At 68.8% G+C, this 17,620-nt stretch carries 13 protein-coding genes, 1 tRNA gene and 1 riboswitch; of the genes, 12 read left to right on the top strand and 2 right to left on the bottom strand.

Annotated features, from left to right (window positions below; genetic code table 11):
• Positions 1 to 40: 40 nt before the first annotated feature.
• Entirely contained in the window at positions 41 to 1,285 is a 1,245-nt protein-coding gene (locus ACV22Z_RS21010) for a gamma-glutamyl-gamma-aminobutyrate hydrolase family protein (protein WP_448078210.1), read from the bottom strand.
• A 270-nt stretch (positions 1,286 to 1,555) separates the two neighbouring features.
• Between ACV22Z_RS21010 and ACV22Z_RS21005 the strand changes: the two genes are divergently transcribed.
• From ACV22Z_RS21005 to ACV22Z_RS20975, 7 genes are all read left to right on the top strand, one after another.
• Positions 1,556 to 2,239, top strand: a complete 684-nt coding sequence (locus tag ACV22Z_RS21005; protein ID WP_448078209.1) for a GntR family transcriptional regulator — start codon at positions 1,556 to 1,558, stop codon at positions 2,237 to 2,239.
• A gap of 7 nt (positions 2,240 to 2,246) precedes the next feature.
• A complete protein-coding gene (locus ACV22Z_RS21000) occupies positions 2,247 to 3,623 on the top strand; it encodes an amidase (RefSeq protein WP_448078208.1) in 1,377 nt (458 codons plus the stop codon).
• Between the two features lie 131 nt (positions 3,624 to 3,754).
• Positions 3,755 to 4,267 (top strand): disulfide bond formation protein B, encoded by a 513-nt coding sequence (locus ACV22Z_RS20995; RefSeq protein ID WP_448078207.1) that lies wholly within the window; start codon positions 3,755 to 3,757, stop codon positions 4,265 to 4,267.
• Positions 4,268 to 4,831: 564 nt separating this feature from the next.
• On the top strand, positions 4,832 to 5,836 hold the full coding sequence (gene xdhC / locus ACV22Z_RS20990) for a xanthine dehydrogenase accessory protein XdhC (RefSeq protein ID WP_448078206.1): 1,005 nt from the start codon (positions 4,832 to 4,834) through the stop codon (positions 5,834 to 5,836).
• A gap of 18 nt (positions 5,837 to 5,854) precedes the next feature.
• The gene (locus tag ACV22Z_RS20985) at positions 5,855 to 6,880 is read left to right on the top strand and encodes an adenosine deaminase (RefSeq protein WP_448078205.1); all 1,026 of its coding nucleotides are present in this window, start codon (positions 5,855 to 5,857) and stop codon (positions 6,878 to 6,880) included.
• A 308-nt stretch (positions 6,881 to 7,188) separates the two neighbouring features.
• The gene (guaD, locus tag ACV22Z_RS20980; RefSeq protein ID WP_448078204.1) at positions 7,189 to 8,502 is read left to right on the top strand and encodes a guanine deaminase; all 1,314 of its coding nucleotides are present in this window, start codon (positions 7,189 to 7,191) and stop codon (positions 8,500 to 8,502) included.
• A gap of 248 nt (positions 8,503 to 8,750) precedes the next feature.
• A riboswitch (yybP-ykoY riboswitch) is annotated at positions 8,751 to 8,889 on the top strand.
• 79 nt (positions 8,890 to 8,968) lie between these two features.
• Positions 8,969 to 9,541, top strand: a complete 573-nt coding sequence (locus tag ACV22Z_RS20975) for a TMEM165/GDT1 family protein (protein ID WP_448078203.1) — start codon at positions 8,969 to 8,971, stop codon at positions 9,539 to 9,541.
• Between the two features lie 240 nt (positions 9,542 to 9,781).
• Here ACV22Z_RS20975 and ACV22Z_RS20970 read toward each other — a convergent pair whose 3' ends face one another.
• A complete protein-coding gene (locus ACV22Z_RS20970) occupies positions 9,782 to 10,477 on the bottom strand; it encodes a DUF4136 domain-containing protein (RefSeq protein WP_448078202.1) in 696 nt (231 codons plus the stop codon).
• Positions 10,478 to 10,674: 197 nt separating this feature from the next.
• Between ACV22Z_RS20970 and pepN the strand changes: the two genes are divergently transcribed.
• From pepN to ACV22Z_RS20945, 5 genes are all read left to right on the top strand, one after another.
• On the top strand, positions 10,675 to 13,365 hold the full coding sequence (gene pepN, locus ACV22Z_RS20965; RefSeq protein WP_448078201.1) for an aminopeptidase N: 2,691 nt from the start codon (positions 10,675 to 10,677) through the stop codon (positions 13,363 to 13,365).
• A 383-nt stretch (positions 13,366 to 13,748) separates the two neighbouring features.
• Positions 13,749 to 14,762: a class 1 fructose-bisphosphatase gene (locus tag ACV22Z_RS20960; protein ID WP_448078200.1), complete on the top strand. Its 1,014-nt coding sequence runs from the start codon at positions 13,749 to 13,751 to the stop codon at positions 14,760 to 14,762.
• Positions 14,763 to 14,968: 206 nt separating this feature from the next.
• Positions 14,969 to 15,044, top strand: a tRNA-Thr gene (locus tag ACV22Z_RS20955).
• A 172-nt stretch (positions 15,045 to 15,216) separates the two neighbouring features.
• Entirely contained in the window at positions 15,217 to 16,026 is an 810-nt protein-coding gene (locus ACV22Z_RS20950) for a helix-turn-helix transcriptional regulator (RefSeq protein WP_448078199.1), read from the top strand.
• Positions 16,027 to 16,237: 211 nt separating this feature from the next.
• Positions 16,238 to 17,617, top strand: coding sequence for an MFS transporter (locus ACV22Z_RS20945; protein WP_448078198.1), 1,380 nt, complete (start codon positions 16,238 to 16,240; stop codon positions 17,615 to 17,617).
• Positions 17,618 to 17,620 lie beyond the last annotated feature (3 nt).

The following is a 17,620-nucleotide window of genomic DNA, read 5'->3' as shown; positions in this document are numbered from 1 at the left end:
TAAATCGGGATGCGGCGCGTCATCACAAGGCGCGACAGTCTTACAGACGTGTCTCGCGCGCAGCACGCAGGAACGCATCGAGCAGCGGCGTGCAATCGAGCAGCTCGGCCCCGCCCGCACGGTGGAATTCCGGGTGCCACTGCACACCGACGACGAACGGCGCGCGCCGGTAGCGGATGCCCTCGATGATCCCGTCGCCGGCCGACACGGCCTCGATGTTCAGGTCACGGCCGAGATCGCGGATCGCCTGGTGGTGGATCGAGTTGACGATCGCCTCGCGGCGCCCCGGGAACATGCTCGCGAGCGTCGAGCTGTCGGGGAACCGGACAGCGTGGCGGTGCTGGTCGTAATGTTCGCTCACGTGCACGTTGGCGGTCGGCACGTCGGTCGCGATGTCCTGATAGAGCGAGCCGCCGAACGCGACGTTGATCAGCTGGCAGCCGCGGCACACGCCGAGCACCGGCTTGCCGGACTCGACGAACTCGTGCAGCAGTTCGAGTTCGTACATGTCGCGCACGCGATCGCCCGGCCATTCGGGGTGCGCATCGGATGCCGCGTACGTCTGCGGCGATACGTCGGCGCCGCCCTGCAGCAGCAGGCCGTCCAGATGCTTCGCATAATCGCGCAGGCGGATGTTGCTCGGGTGCAGCATCCCCTGATGACCAACGGTAGGAATCATGAACACCAGCACGTCGCGCGACATCACCCAGTGCGCGATCGACTCCTCCAGGTATTGCAGCGTCTTGCCGCGCAACCCCTTCGCACCCGGCTCCGGGTGGAAGATCCGTGCGGACACGCCGATGCGCAGCGTGCGCTGCGTGATGCGCTGCCCGGCGCGGTCGAAGAGCCGCCTCGCGCGCGCCGCGATGATCCGGCCGAACACCGACCACGGCGTATCGCTCTGCTTCAGATACGCGGGCGGCGCAGTCGGCGCGTTCGCGGGCGGCGGCCGCGGCGTATCGAAGTCGGGCTGCGCGCCGAATCCCGGCGGCGGCGTGCCCGCCTTGCGCTCGCGCGCGGCAGTGTCTGCCGATGTGCCCGCACGGCCGGGCGCAGCACCCGACGTGCCGGGCGCGCCCGACTCCGACGCGTCAGTGACGGGCGACGCGCCCGCCCCGACGACATCATCGGCAACGCCATGCGCCGCGGACGTCGTTGCGGCCTGGCCGGCCGACGCGACAGGCGCGGCGCCGGACGCGACGCCCCCCGGATGCGGACCGGTGGAGCCAGGGGAAGGAGAAGACTTGCCGGCCGAGCCGGCAACGGTAGGCGTGTTTTCGCTCATGACGGTGTCTGGTACGTCGCTCGCGCGGGTGGATTGACGAGGATTCATTATGCTTCAGTGCCCGATCGCGCGGTAAGCCGACAACATCTTGTCATCAATGTTGCAAGGGCCGGGGCGTTTTGCGCACCGGAATCGCCTCTCCGTCTACCCACGCTGCCGCCCGTCGTGCTGGACAACTGTGATATATCACAATAATATCGGCGCATTGCCCACACCCCGGAACCGTCCGATCATGCCTTTGACTCGTCCGGCCGCCGCGCCGCCGCACGCATGAACACCCTTACCGACGCTCCGCCCGCCCGCCGGCCCGACATCTCGACGGCCAGCCTCGCCGAGCGCGCGTACGCGCTGATCCAGCGCGACATCATCACGATGCGCCTGAAGCCCGGCGCCGCGCTCAACGAGGCCGACCTCGTCGCGCGTACCGGGATCGGCCGCACGCCCGTCCACCAGGCCGTGCATCGCCTCGTGCTCGAGGGGCTGCTGTCCGTGATGCCGCGCAAGGGGTTGATGGTGCAGCCGCTGTCGCTCGACGACATCGTCGCCGTGATCGACGTGCGGCGCCTCAACGAGGCGTATTGCGCGGCGCTCGCCGCCCGCCACGCGTCGCCCGACGATCTCGCGCGGATGGCCGCGCTGCTCGACGACGGGCAGGCCTGCGTCGACCGGCACGACGTCGAAAGCATGATGGACCTCGACCGCGCGTTCCACCAGGCGATCGGCGCGGCCGCGCGCAACCCGGTGCTCGCCGACATCCTGCGCGGGCTGCACGAGCGCTCGTTGCGCTTCTGGTTCGTCACACTGTCCGAGCCGCACCATCTCGCCGACGTCCAGCGCGAACACCGCGAGCTGTTCGAACGGCTCGCCGCGCGCGATGTCGACGGCGCGCGCGCGGCTATCGAGCGCCATATCGATTCGTTCCGCGTCACCCTTCTCCAACATCTTCGACCCTGAGCCGTCCATGACCACTTTCACGCCCTTCCCCCCGCTCGCCCAACTCGCCGCGGATCTCGCCGCCGGCCGGACGACGAGCCGCGCGCTCGTCGACATCGCGCTCGAACGGATTGCCGATCCGGCCGGCCAGGGCGCCGTCGTCTTCACCGAAGTGGACGCGGACAACGCGCGCGCGGCCGCCGACGCGCACGATCGCCTGCGCGCCGCCGGCACCGTGCTGTCGCCGCTCGCGGGCATCCCGGTGTCGGTCAAGGACCTGTTCGACGTCGCCGGCCAGGTGACGCGCGCCGGCTCGCGCGTGCTCGACGGCGCACCGCCCGCAACGGCCGATGCGGTCGCCGTCGCGCGTCTGAAGCGCGCGGGCGCGGTGCTGGTCGGCCGCACCAACATGAGCGAGTTCGCGTTCTCGGGGCTCGGCCTGAATCCGCATTTCGGCACCCCGCGCTCGCCGTACCGGCGCGACGTGCCGGGCGACGCACGAATCGCCGGCGGCTCGTCGTCGGGCGCGGCCGCGTCGGTCGCCGACGGGATGGCGGCCGTCGCGCTCGGCACCGACACCGGCGGCTCGATCCGCATCCCGGCTGCGCTGTGCGGATTGACGGGCTTCAAGCCGACCGCGAGCCGGATTCCGAAGCAAGGCGGCGTGCCGCTGTCGTCGACGCTCGACGCGTTCGGCCCGATCGGCCTGACGGTCGCGTGCTGTGCGCTCGTCGACCGGATGCTCGCGGGCCTCGAGCCGCACGTGCCCGCCGCGCGGCCGCTCGAAGGCGTGCGGCTCGGCGTGCTGACGAACTACGTGACGGACGGCGTCGACGCCGACGTTGCCGCGGCGCTCGACACCGCGCTCAAGCACCTCGAAGCGGCCGGTGCGATCGTCAGCGAGGTGCGCTTCGCCGCGCTCGACCGGCTGCCGGACGTCAACCGCTTCGGCTTCTCGCCGATCGAGGCCTATGCATGGCACCGGCCGCTGCTCGCGCGGCATCGCGACCGGTACGACCCGCGCGTGCTGTCGCGGATCCTGAAGGGCGAGCCGGCGAGCGCGGCCGATTACCTCGACCTGCTCGCCGCGCGCGACGCGATGCTCGATGAAGCCGCGCACACGGTCTGGGCGCGCTTCGACGCGCTCGTCGCGCCGACCGTGCCGGTCGTGCCGCCGCGGATCGCGGAACTGGAAGCGAACGACGACGCGTTCACGCGCACCAACGCGCTGATCCTGCGCAATCCGAGCGCGTTCAACTTCCTCGACGCGTGCGCGCTGTCGCTGCCGTGCCATCCGCGCGACGCGGCGCCGGTCGGCCTGATGCTCGCCGCCGCGCCGCATCGCGACGATGCGCTGCTCGCGATCGGCCAGGCGGTGGAGGCGGTGCTGAAGCCGATCCGCTGAACGCGTCGGCGGGGTGAGCCGACAGGGTGCGGCGGGTTGCCGCACGCGCGCCGTCAGTTTCGTGCCAGACCGTTCGCGCTAAAATCGCGCGATTATTGACCGGACCGACCGACGAGGAACCCCGCCCGACCATGAACGATTACCTGCTTGCGCTACGCCGTGAACGCCGCCTGCTGATGCTGCTCGGCTGGGTCTGCATCGCCCTGCTGGCCGGTGCGCTTTATCTGCAGTACGTGAAGAACGAGGATCCGTGCCCGCTGTGCATCATCCAGCGCTACTTCTTCGCGGCGATCGGCATCTTCGCGTTCCTCGCCGCGGGAATGCGGCACTGGCGCGGCATCTGGGTGCTCGAGCTGCTGATCGCGATCGCTGCGGCGGGCGGTGTCGGCACCGCCGCACGGCACCTGTCGATCCAGATGAACCCCGGCTTCAGCTGCGGCTTCGATACGCTGCAGCCGATCGTCGACAGCCTGCCGCCCGCGCAATGGTTCCCCGGCATGTTCAAGGTCGCGGGGCTGTGCGAGACCGTCTATCCGCCGATCCTCGGCATCCTGCTGCCCGGCTGGGCGCTGATCGGCTTCGCCGCGATCCTGATCCTGGTCGTCACGAGCCTCTGGCGCAACCGCCGCAAGCTCGCGGCCTGACTGCCGGCGCGCGGCCGGCCGCGCCCGGCGGCCCGCACCGCCCCTGCGTAAACACCTACGCCGTCGCGGCCCGCCGTTCCACGCGGGCCGCGCCCCGCCCCGCGTCATCTCCCTGCCCCGCCGAGCCCCGCCGGGACTGCGTTTCGGCCCGATGCGCCGTCATCCGGCCCTCAACGCCCCGCGGCCGGCCTATGATCGACATGATCGCCATCTGATAGCCCGGATCAACGCCGGCCGATATTGCGGCCGTCCAGCAGTGCTATCGTGACGTCTGGATGGCGATCTACGTGCGCGAGGCCGGGCGGTCTCGGCCCCCTGCCGGGCGGTCTCGCCCCCCTGCGTAACGCGCGCCTGATCCGCAATGTCGACTGGATTCATCATGACAACGCACACCATCCGCATCCGTCACCCTCATGGCGTTCAAGCGTCCCGCTCCGGGACCGCTGCCGCACCTGCGCCGCGCGCCTGCGCCCGGCGCATCCTGCTTCCGCTCCCGTCCACCGTTGCCGCCGCGCCCGCCAGCCCGCGCCGCGCGTCGCACGCCGATTTTCCGGGAGCGCGCTGATGGAACCCTGGCTTGGCGATCTGCAGCAACTGCTCGCGCACGGCGAAGCGGCCGTGCTCGTGACGGTCGCGCACACCGACGGCTCCGCGCCGCGCGAGGCGGGCACCAAGATGCTCGTGACGCGCGACACCGCGCGCTACACGATCGGCGGCGGTCATCTGGAATGGCGTGCGATCGAGATCGCGCGGCACCTGCTGAAGGACGGCGCGCACGTGCCCCATGCGCGCAAGCTCGAGCGGCTCGCGCTCGGCCCGAGCCTCGGCCAGTGCTGCGGCGGCGCCGTCGTGCTCGCGTTCGAGCGGCTCGACGTCGGCGATCTCGGCTGGATCATGTCGGTCGCAAAACGCGTCGCGGCAGGCGCCGCGACCGTGCGTAGCGTATCATTCGGCCCCTCGCCGGGCGCGCCGCTGCTGAGCGAGCCGGAACCGGCCGCCGCCCGTGCGGATTGCCTGCTGTGGGAAACCGGCGGCGTCGCGCTGATGACCGAGACGATCGCGCCGTATGCGTTCCCGGTCGTGCTGTTCGGCGCCGGGCACGTGAGCACCGCGCTCGTGAAGGTGCTCGCGACACTGCCTTGCCACGTGCACTGGGTCGACCGGCGCGACGCGGCATTCCCGCCGTCGGAGACGCTCGCCGGCATCGGCAACCTGACGATCGACGCAAGCGACACGCCGGACGACGCAGTCGACACCGCGCCGCCGCAAACCTACTTCATCGTGATGACGCACGACCACGCACGCGACCTCATGCTGGCCGAGCGCATCCTGCGGCGCGGCGACTACGCGTATTTCGGGATGATCGGCTCGCACGCGAAGCGCGCGCAGTTCGACCAGCGTCTCGCGGCGTTCGGCATCGATCCGGCGCAGCTCGCGCGGATGCGCTGCCCGATCGGCGTCGAAGGCATCGTCGACAAGGCCCCCGAAGTGATCGCGATCTCGGTGGCCGCGCAGTTGCTGCAGGCTGTCGAGGCGAACGCGCCGGCGCACGCCTCCCCTACTTTCTGACCGACCAAGAAGAACGCCATGACCCCGACCTTCAAAGACAAGATCGCCCGTGCGCCGAAAGCGGAACTGCACATCCACATCGAGGGCTCGCTCGAGCCCGAGCTGATCTTCGCGCTCGCGAAGCGCAACGGCGTGAAGCTCTCATACGACTCGATCGACGCGCTGCGCGCCGCCTATGCGTTCACCGACCTGCAGTCGTTTCTCGACATCTATTACGCGGGCGCGAGCGTGCTGCTCACCGAGCAGGATTTCTACGACATGACGGCCGCGTATTGCGAACGTGCGCTCGCGGACAACGTCGTCCACACCGAGCTGTTCTTCGATCCGCAGACGCACACCGAGCGCGGCGTGCCGATCGCGACGGCCGTCGCCGGCATCGAGCGCGCACTCGCCGATTACGAACGGCGCGGCCTGTCGAGCAAGCTGATCCTGTGCTTCCTGCGCCATCTTCCGGAAGAAGACGCGCTCGCGACGTTCGACGCCGCGCTGCCGCTCTTCGAGCAGTACAAGCACCGTCTGATCGGCGTCGGGCTCGACTCGTCCGAGCGCGGCAACCCGCCGTCCAAGTTCGCTCGCGTGTTCGAGAAAGCGCGTGCGCTCGGCCTGAAGCTCGTCGCGCATGCGGGCGAGGAAGGCCCGCCCGCGTACGTGACCGAAGCGCTCGACGTGCTGAAGGTCGACCGCATCGACCACGGCGTGCGCAGCATCGAGGATGACGCGCTCGTCGAGCGCCTCGCCGCGTCGCGCATGCCGCTGACGGTCTGCCCGCTGTCGAACCTGAAGCTGTGCGTGTTCGACGACATGGCCAAGCACACGCTGAAGTCGCTGCTCGAGCGCGGCGTCGCGGTGACGATCAACTCCGACGATCCGGCCTACTTCGGCGGCTACGTCAACGACAACTATTTCGCGACGGTGGAAGGGCTGCGCCTGACGGACGCGGAAGTCCATCAAGTGATCCGCAACGGCTTCGAGGCATCGTTCGTCGACGCCGCGCAACGCGACGCGCTGACCGCGCGTCTCGATGCGTACTGGCACGCCGCGTAAGGATGCGGCCATGACGTTCGGCCACGTTGCAACGATCGATCGCAGACCCGCTCTGCGCTGACCACCGACATCGAGGAGCGCATTCCGATGAACAGCCATGACGGCGCAGCCGCGCCGGCGACGCGTCCGTCGCTCGGACGCCGCTGCCGGGCTCGCGAAACCGGCACGCGCGTTCGAGCCGCCGCCGCGGCATCCCGGCGTGCCGTCACGCCGGCCGCATCGCGGGGCTGTCCATCCTCCTCCGGTTATAGCCGGCACCGCAGCGCATGCGGCGCCGACCGATTCCTTTCCAACGCAGGACGAACGTTATGACGCAAACCGCTTACCGTGCCCAGTTGCTGACCTTCACCGGCGACCCCGCACAATCCGGCCAGGCCGCCCGCCACGAGACCGACGGCCTGATGATCGTCGACGACGGCAAGGTCGTCGCGGCCGGCGCGTACGCGCAGCTCGCGGCGACGCTCGCGCGCGACGCGATCGTGCACGATCTGCGCGACAAGCTGATCGTGCCCGGCTTCATCGACACGCACATCCACTACCCGCAGACGGACATGATCGCATCGCCGGCGCCCGGTCTGCTGCCATGGCTCGACAAGTACACGTTCCCGACCGAGCGCCAGTTCGGCGACCCCGAGCATGCGCGCGAAGTCGCGGAGTTCTTCGTCGATGAACTGCTTGCGTGCGGGACCACGAGCGCGCTCGTCTATTGCACGGTGCACAAGCAGTCGGCGGACGCGCTGTTCGCCGCGAGCGACGCGCGCGACCTGCGGATGATCGCGGGCAAGGTGCTGATGGACCGCAACTGCCCCGAGTTCCTGCGCGACACCGCGCAATCGGGCTACGACGACAGCGCGGAGCTGATCGGCCGCTGGCACGGCCGCGGCCGCCAGATGTACGCGCTCACGCCGCGCTTCGCGCCGACATCGACCGAGGCGCAGCTCGAGGCCTGCAGCGAACTCGCGCGCCGTCATCCGGATGTGTTCGTGCAGAGCCACGTCGCCGAGAACGTCGACGAGGTGAAATGGGCGGCCGAGCTGTTCCCCGGCCATCGCAGCTATCTCGACATCTACGATCACTACGGGCTGCTGCGCCGCCGCGCGGTGTACGGCCACTGCATCCATCTCGACGACGAGGACCGCCGCCGGATGGCCGAAACGGGCACCGTGGTCGCGCACTGCCCGACGTCGAACTTCTTCCTCGGCAGCGGCCTGTTCGATTTCGACAAGGCGGGCGAATACGGCGTGCCGGTCGCGCTCGCGACCGACGTCGGCGGCGGCACGTCGTTCTCGATGCTGCAGACAATGAACGAGGCGCACAAGGTCGCGCGACTGTCGGGACACCACCTGACTGCGACCCGGATGTTCTGGCTCGCGACCGCGGGCGCCGCGCAGGCGCTCGACCTCGCGGACACGGTCGGCACGCTCGCGCCGCGCACCGAAGCGGACTTCGTCGTACTCGATCCGCAAGCGACGCCGCTGCTCGCGCGCCGCACGAAGCGCGCGGAATCGCTCGAGGAGCTGTTGTTCGCGTTCGCGCTGCTCGGCGACGACCGCGCCGTGTACCGGACCTACGCGGCCGGCCGCTGCGTGCACGAGCGTGGCGCGGCACGCCGCCCGGCCTGACGGCACACCGGCCCGCGCGCGTCACGCGTTGCGTGCGTGCGTGCGTGCGGTGCCGTGCGTTGCGTTGCGTTGCGGTGCGGTGCGGTGCGGTACGGTGCGGTGCGGTGCGGTGCGGTGCGGTAGGGTGCGGTACGGTACGGTGCGGTGCGGTGCGGGCCAGGAATTTCGCATGCGGGCACGCTGCGCCCGTCAGTTTTCCGCTGCCCCCGCCGCACGGCTTTCCGGCGCTGCGCGCACCGTGCTAGAATCCGCTCCTCATTGGGGAGTAGCCGCTCCGCTCGATGCCCCGCGCCTCCGGCGCGCATCGTGACGGAGGCGTCCGTCAACAGACTTGGCCGTTCGGCCATGGCGGACGCAGCCACCGAAGGCCTGGCGAGACCGATGGTTCACCGCGCGCCGCTTCAGGGCCCGGCGCGCGGTGGATCGTCGCTCGCACGCACAACAACAGGCCCGTGGAACCCCGTACGTGTCCCAAGCCTTCCTGATCTCCACTGGCGCCGTCGCCCTCGCAGAAATCGGCGACAAGACCCAGCTGCTTTCCCTCGTTCTTGCTGCGCGTTACCGCAAGCCGATGCCGATCATTCTCGGTGTGCTCGCCGCGACGCTGCTCAACCACGGATGCGCGGGCGCGCTCGGCGAATGGCTCGGCGCGCTGCTGACGCCGTCGATCATGCGCTGGGCGCTCGCGTTCTCGTTCATCGGGATGGGGCTGTGGATCCTCGTACCGGACAAGCTCGACGCCGACGAAGCGAATGCGAACCACTCGCGGCTCGGCGTGTTCGGCGCGACCTTCGTCGCGTTCTTCCTCGCCGAGATGGGCGACAAGACGCAGATCGCGACGGTCGCGCTCGCCGCGCGCTTCCAGGATTACATCGGTGTCGTGGCCGGCACGACGTTCGGGATGATGCTCGCGAACGTGCCGGCGATCCTGCTCGGCGACCGCTTCGCGCACCGCCTGCCGACGAAGGTCGTGCACGGCATCGCGGCCGTGCTGTTCGTCGTGCTCGGTGCGCTGGCGCTGTTCGGCGTCGGGGTGTGACCGGCACCCGCGGCCATGCCATTCGTCATGCTCGGCGCGCTGGCGCTGTTCGGCGTCGGGGTGTGACCGGCACCCGTGGCCGTGCCATTCGTCATGCTCGGCGCGCTGGCGCTGTTCGGCGTCGGGACGTGCCTGGCACCGCGGGAATCGCTCACGGATTCGCGTCCGTATGCAACGCCGGTCGCAGAAGGGCCCGCCTGCGGGCCGGCCCGTTCGTTGCAGTGTGCGGCGCTTGACGTGCTACTTGGCCGCCGCCGCACCGGACACGGGCGCGGCCGGCACCGCACGTTCGTTGGCGGCCGGCGCGGCCGGCCCGCCGCGCTTGTCGACCGGCAGCCGTACCGTGCGCACCGCGCCGTTGCCGAGCGGGAAATCGGCAAGCGCGCTGCGGGCGAGGAACGGCATCGCATACAGCAGTGCGCCGTTGTCACCGGTCGTGCGCGCGGTCACGTTGTAGACCTCCTTGCCCGTCGCCCGCTCGGTGATCCGGATGCCGAGCATGTAGTCGAACACCTGGTACGTCTGGTTCACGTAGCCGGCCGGCATCGGACCCCAGGGCCCCCACGGGCCCCACGGCCCGCGCCGCCAGTACGGCCCCGGAAACCACGGGTCGTAATAGACGGGCTGCGGCACAGTCACGAGATCGCTGCCGACGCCGTAGGTGAGACCGACCAGGTAGCGGGCCTGCGCCGGCGGCACCTGGCGGAACGCATAAGCGGACAGCTCGTTCGCGACGATCGGCTCGTAGGTCGATTGCTCGATGCTGTTCTTCTGCGCGTCGGCGCGGGCAAAGGCGTAAGTGCGTGTCGCATCGCTGCCGCTCCAGTCGGAGAAGGCCGTGACCTGCGTCGTCACGTAGCTGGTGCAGCCCGCGAGCAGCGCCACGCACAGCGCCGCCGCCCATATTGCACCGCGATAAATCCGTTCGCGTTTCATGATCGTCCTCGTCAATCCGTCACCTGCCCGCTTCATTCCCGCGCCATCGCGCGAAACGGACGGGATGCCGATAATACGCGGACTGTCCGACCCGGTAAAAAGTTCGCGCGGCACGCGGCGTCAAGCCTTTGTACAATGGGCCGTTTCGCCGGGCCCGCGCCGCGCGCCCGACCCCGAATCCACCGACCTCGACGACCATGTCCGACAACGCCTCCTCCTCCGTGATCCGCCGCGCCGACTACACGCCGCCGGCCTTCCTCATCGATACCGTCGCGCTCGAATTCGACCTCGCGCCGTCCCGCACGATCGTCAGGAATACGATGCGCGTGCGCCGCAACCCCGACGCCGCCCCGGTCCCGCACCTGGAGCTGATGGGCGAAGCGCTCGAGTTCGTCGGCGCGCAGCTCGACGGCGCGCCGTGCACCGCACGCGCGCACGAGCACGGGCTGATCGTCGAGAACGTGCCCGATGCATTCGAGCTGACGCTCGACAGCGCGTGCGCGCCGGACCAGAACACGACGCTGTCCGGCCTGTACGTGTCGAGCGGCAACTTTTTCACGCAGTGCGAAGCCGAGGGCTTCCGCCGCATCACCTATTTTCTCGACCGCCCCGACGTGATGGCGTCGTACACGGTGACGCTGCGTGCCGACAAGGCCGCGTACCCGGTGCTGCTGTCGAACGGCAACCTCGTCGATGAAGGCGACCTGCCCGACGGCCGCCACTTCGCGAAATGGGAAGACCCGTTCAGGAAGCCGAGCTACCTGTTCGCGCTCGTCGCGGGCAAGCTCGTCGCGATCGAGGAAAAGCTCACGACCGGCTCCGGGAAGGAAAAACTGCTGCAGGTGTGGGTCGAACCGGCCGATCTCGACAAGACCCGCCACGCGATGGATTCGCTGATCCATTCGATCCGCTGGGACGAAAAGCGCTTCGGCCTCGAACTCGATCTCGACCGCTTCATGATCGTCGCGGTCGGCGATTTCAACATGGGCGCGATGGAGAACAAGGGGCTCAACATCTTCAACACGAAGTACGTGCTGGCGAACCCCGAAACGGCGACGGACACCGATTTCGCGAACATCGAATCGGTGGTCGGCCACGAGTATTTCCACAATTGGACCGGCAATCGCGTGACCTGCCGCGACTGGTTCCAGCTGAGCCTGAAGGAAGGCCTGACGGTGTTCCGCGACCAGGAGTTCTCGGCCGACATGGCCGCGGGCGACGACGCGAACGCGGCGGCCCGCGCGGTCAAGCGGATCGAGGACGTGCGCGTGCTGCGCCAGCTCCAGTTCGCCGAGGACGCGGGCCCGATGGCGCATCCGGTGCGCCCCGAGAGCTATGTCGAGATCAACAACTTCTACACGATGACCGTCTACGAGAAGGGCTCGGAAGTCGTGCGGATGTACCAGACGCTGTTCGGCCGCGACGGCTTCCGCAGCGGGATGGACCTGTACTTCAAGCGCCACGACGGCCAGGCAGTCACCTGCGACGATTTCCGTCACGCGATGGCCGACGCGAACGGCCGCGACCTCGCGCAGTTCGAGCGCTGGTACAGCCAGGCCGGCACGCCGCGCGTGACGGTGAAGACCGCATACGATGCGGCCGCGCGCCGCTATACGGTCACGCTCGCGCAAGGCTACGGCGACGCGTCGCCCGCCGCGCGCGAAACCCAGCAGGGGCCGCTGCTGATTCCGTTCGCGATCGGCCTGATCGGCCGCGACGGCCGCGACCTGCCGCTGCGCGTCGACGGCGAGGCCGCCGCTGCCGGCACGACGCGCGTGCTCGACTTCACCGACGCCGAGCAGACCTTCACGTTCGTCGACGTGCCGGAAGCGCCGTTGCCGTCGCTGCTGCGCAACTTCTCGGCGCCGGTAATCGTCGAGTACGACTACAGCGACGCCGATCTCGCATTCCTGCTCGCGCACGACAGCGATCCGTTCAACCGCTGGGAAGCGGGCCAGCGCCTCGCGACGCGCACGCTGCTGACGCTCGCCGCGCGTGCCGCCGCGAACGAGCCGCTGACGCTCGACAAGAACTTCATCGCCGCATTCCGCCGCGTGCTGACCGACGACACGCTGTCGCCGGCGTTCCGCGAGCTCGCGCTGACGCTGCCTTCCGAAACCTATCTGGCCGACCAGATGGCCGAATCCGATCCGGCCGCCGTGCATCGCGCGCGCCAGTTCGTGCGCCGCCAGCTTGCGACCGCGCTCCACGCCGACTGGCTCGCCGCGCACGACGGCCAGCGCACGCCGGGCGCCTATGAAGCGACGCCGGAAGCGTCCGGCCGCCGCGCGCTGAAGAACCTCGCGCTCGCCTACCTCGCCGAGCGTGAAGATCCGGCCGACGCGGTGCGTGTCGCGAACGCGCAATACGACGCGGCGAACAACATGACCGATCGCGCGGCCGCGCTCGGCGCGCTGCTGTCGGCGGCCGTTGCGGGCGCGAACGAGCCGGCCGAGCGTGCACTCGCCGATTTCTACCAGCGCTTCGAAAAGGAAGCGCTCGTGATCGACAAGTGGTTCGCGATGCAGGCCGCGCAACGCGGCACGCCCGCGCATCCGACGCTCGACAAGGTCCGCAAGCTGCTCGCGCATCCGGCGTTCAACCTGAAGAACCCGAACCGCGCGCGCTCGCTGATCTTCAGCTTCTGCGCGGCGAACCCCGCGCAGTTCCATGCGGCAGACGGCTCGGGCTACGCGTTCTGGGCCGAACAGGTGCTGGCGCTCGACGCGATCAATCCGCAGGTGGCTGCGCGCCTCGCGCGCTCGCTCGAACTGTGGCGCCGTTTCACACCGGCGTTGCGCGACCGGATGAAGGCCGCGCTCGAGCAGGTCGCCGCCGGCGCGAAGTCGCGCGATGTGCGCGAAATCGTCGAGAAGGCGCTCGCGTAACGCGCGCGGTTTCCACGTCCGCTGAACGCGACAAAGCCGGCGCCGCTCGATGCGGCGCCGGTTTTTTTACGTCTGTCGACAGCACGGATGTCGTACGAGACCGGGCCGATCGCGCCTGAATGCACGAACGATTCGCGGCGGCGCAGTCCGTCCATTCCGCCGCGGATTTCCGCGCCGAAACGCGGCTCACCTGCCCGGTCCCTGCCGACAGGCTCGACGTCTTCCGGCGGGTGCGCGTGCCGGTGCGGGGTCGCACCGCTCCCCGAAATTGGCCCGCCCTGAGCGCGCGGCGGTGTAACCGGACGAAAAAAGCCCGTGGTGCCGCAGGCGCGGCGGGTAAAATTGCGGCAATTAAAGGATTCTTTGGCCTTTCGGAGTCTGTCATGTCCATCGCCCGCCGCACCACGCTGTCCAAGTTCCTGATCGAACAGCAGCGTGAGACCAACAACCTCCCCGCCGACCTGCGCCTGCTGATCGAAGTCGTCGCCCGCGCCTGCAAGGCGATCAGCTACAACGTGCAGAAGGGCGCGCTCGGCGAAGCGCTCGGCACTGCCGGCAGCGAAAACGTCCAGGGCGAGGTGCAGAAGAAGCTCGACATCCTGTCGAACGAAATCCTGCTCGACGCCAACGAATGGGGCGGCAACCTCGCCGCGATGGCGTCGGAGGAAATGGAAACGTTCTTCCCGATCCCGGCGAACTATCCGCGCGGCGAATACCTGCTGGTGTTCGATCCGCTCGACGGCTCGTCGAACATCGACGTCAACGTATCGATCGGCACGATCTTCTCGGTGCTGCGTTGCCCGGACGGCAAGCAGGCAACCGAGGAGTCGTTCCTGCAGCCCGGCACGCAGCAGGTCGCGGCCGGCTACGCGGTGTACGGCCCGCAGACGGTGTTCGTGCTGACGACGGGCAACGGCGTGAACTGCTTCACGCTCGACCGCGAAGTCGGCTCGTGGGTGCTCACGCAGAGCAACCTGCAGATCCCGGCCGACACGCGCGAATACGCGATCAACGCATCGAACGCACGTCACTGGTACGACCCGGTCAAGCGCTATGTCGACGAGCTGAACGCCGGCAAGGACGGCCCGCGCGGTGACAACTTCAACATGCGCTGGGTCGCGTCGATGGTTGCCGACGTGCACCGCATCCTGAACCGCGGCGGCATCTTCATGTACCCGGCCGACAAGCGCACGCCCGATCGTCCGGGCAAGCTGCGCCTGATGTACGAGGCGAACCCGATGTCGTTCATCGTCGAACAGGCCGGCGGCGCCGCGACGAACGGCACGCAGCGCATCATGGAAGTGCAGCCGACCGGCCTGCATCAGCGCGTGCCGGTGTTCCTCGGCTCGAAGAACGAAGTCGAGCGCGTGACGAGCTATCACACCGAAAACAACTGATTGCACTGCAGCACTAGACAGCGTCGCGAGACGCCCGTACAATCGCGCCTCGCGATGCGGCTCCAAGGGGTCGCATCGCAGCGAAGTGAAAGCGGGAAATCCGCCGGATCGGGGGTTTCGCGAAACAGCAGCAGCAAGCTGAAAAAAATTTCGCAAAACCTCTTGCCAAGACCTCAGATTTCACCATATAATTTCATTTCTCTGCTGCCGGTGTAGCTCAGTTGGTAGAGCAGCGCATTCGTAATGCGAAGGTCGTAGGTTCGACTCCTATCTCCGGCACCAAGACTCAAAGGCCTGACAAGCAATCGCTTGTCAGGCCTTTCTCTTTTTCGGGCCCGAAAAGCCGCTAAGCGCGCGAAACCGCGCATCCTCTCGCGCCGCTTGCGGGCATCTCCCGACTCCCGCGCCGCGTGTCGCCGATTACAATCGGCGCATCCTCCCCACTTCCGGCATCATGCGCACCTGGCGTCTCGAGCGACCGAACCTCAGCGGACAACTGGACGTATCCCGCGCGACCGGGCTCGTCGCCGCGATCGGCGCCGGCGATCCGAACGCGTTTGCCGGCGAAGTCCTGAAGCTGTTCGACGATGCGCTGTCGGTCACGCAGTGCACGGTCTTCGCGTACGAGTTCGGCAATCGCCCGCGCACGATGTCGGTTGCCGATCATCGCGGTGGCCGCTACCTGCGCGATGTCGCCGACACCTACGCGCGGCATTTCTACGCACTCGACGGCAATCAGAAGATCGTGTCGACTGCGACCCGCGGCCCGCACCGCCACGACCTGATGCTGCATCAGCAGGCCGGCGACGAGATCGGCCACGAAGCGTATCGCGCCGCGTGCTATCGCGGCCCGGACGTGTCGGACCGCCTGTCGCTGCTGATGCAGCCGAACGACGCGATCTGGCTGTCGATCAACCTGTACCGTGCGCACCGCAGCGGCCATTTCCAGCCGCGCGAGATCGCCGCCATCGAGGCGCTCGCGCCGCTGATCGCGCAGGCGGCCAAGCATCATTACGCGCTCGCCGGCGCGACGCAGATCGGCATCCCGCAACTGATGCTCGCGCGGCTGCGCAGCGCATGCCCGACGCTGTCGAAACGCGAGCTCGACGTATTGCGCGGCGTGCTCGAAGGCCAGACTGCGCACGAGATCGGCGAAACAATTGGCGTGAAGGCGTCGAGCGTCATCACCTACCAGAAACGCGCATACCGCCGCCTCGGCATTTCGAGCCAGCGCCAGCTGTTTGCGCTCTGCCTGCAGCCGTAGATCGCCCCCTCTTCGCCCATCCTCTCCGGGTTTCTCCCGGTCCGTCCGCATGTGCGCGCTGTACCCAGGATGGGGACAGCGGCCCGCGCGCCCGCCGCCATACTGCCGTCGACACGTCAGGCCGCGCACCGTCGTTCCGACCCGCGACGCGACTCACAAGACGTGCGCGCACCGGGCCGCCCGCCCGGCCGCCCCGACCGGAGACACCCGTATGGACCCCGCCACGCTCGCCGACGCGGCCTCGCCGCGCGCCACGCCCACGCCTGACGACACGCCCCGCCGGCTGATCGCGAAGATCTCGCGCCGCCTGCTCGGCTTCCTGTTCGTGCTGTTCTTCTTTTCGTTTCTCGACCGGATCAACATCGGCTTCGCCGGCCTGACGATGACGAAGGATCTCGGCCTCTCCGCCACGCAGTTCGGTCTTGCGACGACGCTGTTCTACATCGCGTACATCGCGTGCGGGGTGCCGGGCAATGTCGTGCTGACGCGCATCGGCGCGCGCCGGTGGATCGGCGCGATGATGATCGCGTGGGGCATCGCGTCGTCCGCGACGATGTTCGCGACGAGCGCCGGCACGCTGTACGCGCTGCGCGTGCTGGTCGGCATCACCGAAGCCGGCTTCCTGCCCGGCATCCTGCTGTACCTGACCCACTGGTTCCCGGCCGCGTATCGCGCGCGCGCGAATGCGTTGTTCATGATCGCGATGCCGGTCACGGCCGCGCTCGGCTCGGCGGTGTCCGGCTACCTGCTCGCGCTCGACGGCACGCTCGGCCTGCGCGGCTGGCAGTGGCTGTTCGTGCTCGAAGGGCTGCCCGCCGCGCTGCTCGGTTTCGTCACGCTCGCGCGGCTCGACGACCGGCCCGCCGACGCCCGCTGGCTGACCGACGACGAGAAGCGCACGCTCGCGCAATTGCTCGCGGCCGATCACGCGCCGTCGGCCGGCCAACCGGTTGCGCACACAACGACACTCTGGCGCGAACTCACGTCTGCGCCCGTGCTGCTGATGTCGTTGATGTACTTCTGCCTCGTCAATTCGCTCGCGATGGTTGCCGTGTGGACGCCGCTGATCGTCAAGAGCTTCGACGCGCACGCGAGCAATCGCACGGTCGGCCTGCTCGCCGCGATTCCCCAGGTCTGCACGATCGTCGCGATGATCGTCTGGGGCCGGCGCTCGGATCGTCGCCAGGAGCGTCAATGGCATTTCGTGATCCCGATGCTGTTCGCCGCGCTCGGCTGGCTCGCGACCGCGTGGGCGCCGTTCCCTGCGTGGCGGCTGCTCGGCGTGTGCGCGGCGTCTGCCGGCGCGTACACCGCGATGTCGATCTTCTGGACGACGCCCGACCTCGTACTGAGCGCATCGGCGCGCGCGATCGGCATCGCGGCGATCAACGCGATCGGCAACATCGGCTCCGCGCTCAACCCGCTCGCGGTCGGCTGGCTGAAGGACGTCACGCACAGCTTCGCGGCCGGCCTGCTGTATGCCGCCGCGCTGCTCGCGTTCGGCGCGCTCGTCGCGACGACATGGCCCGCCGCGCGCCGCGCCGCACCGCACTCGCATCCGCATCCGCATCCGCTTTCGTCACAGGAGTAAACG

This window comes from Burkholderia sp. PU8-34 (genome assembly GCF_053427725.1).
This window is presented reverse-complemented; position numbering and strand designations above follow the sequence as displayed.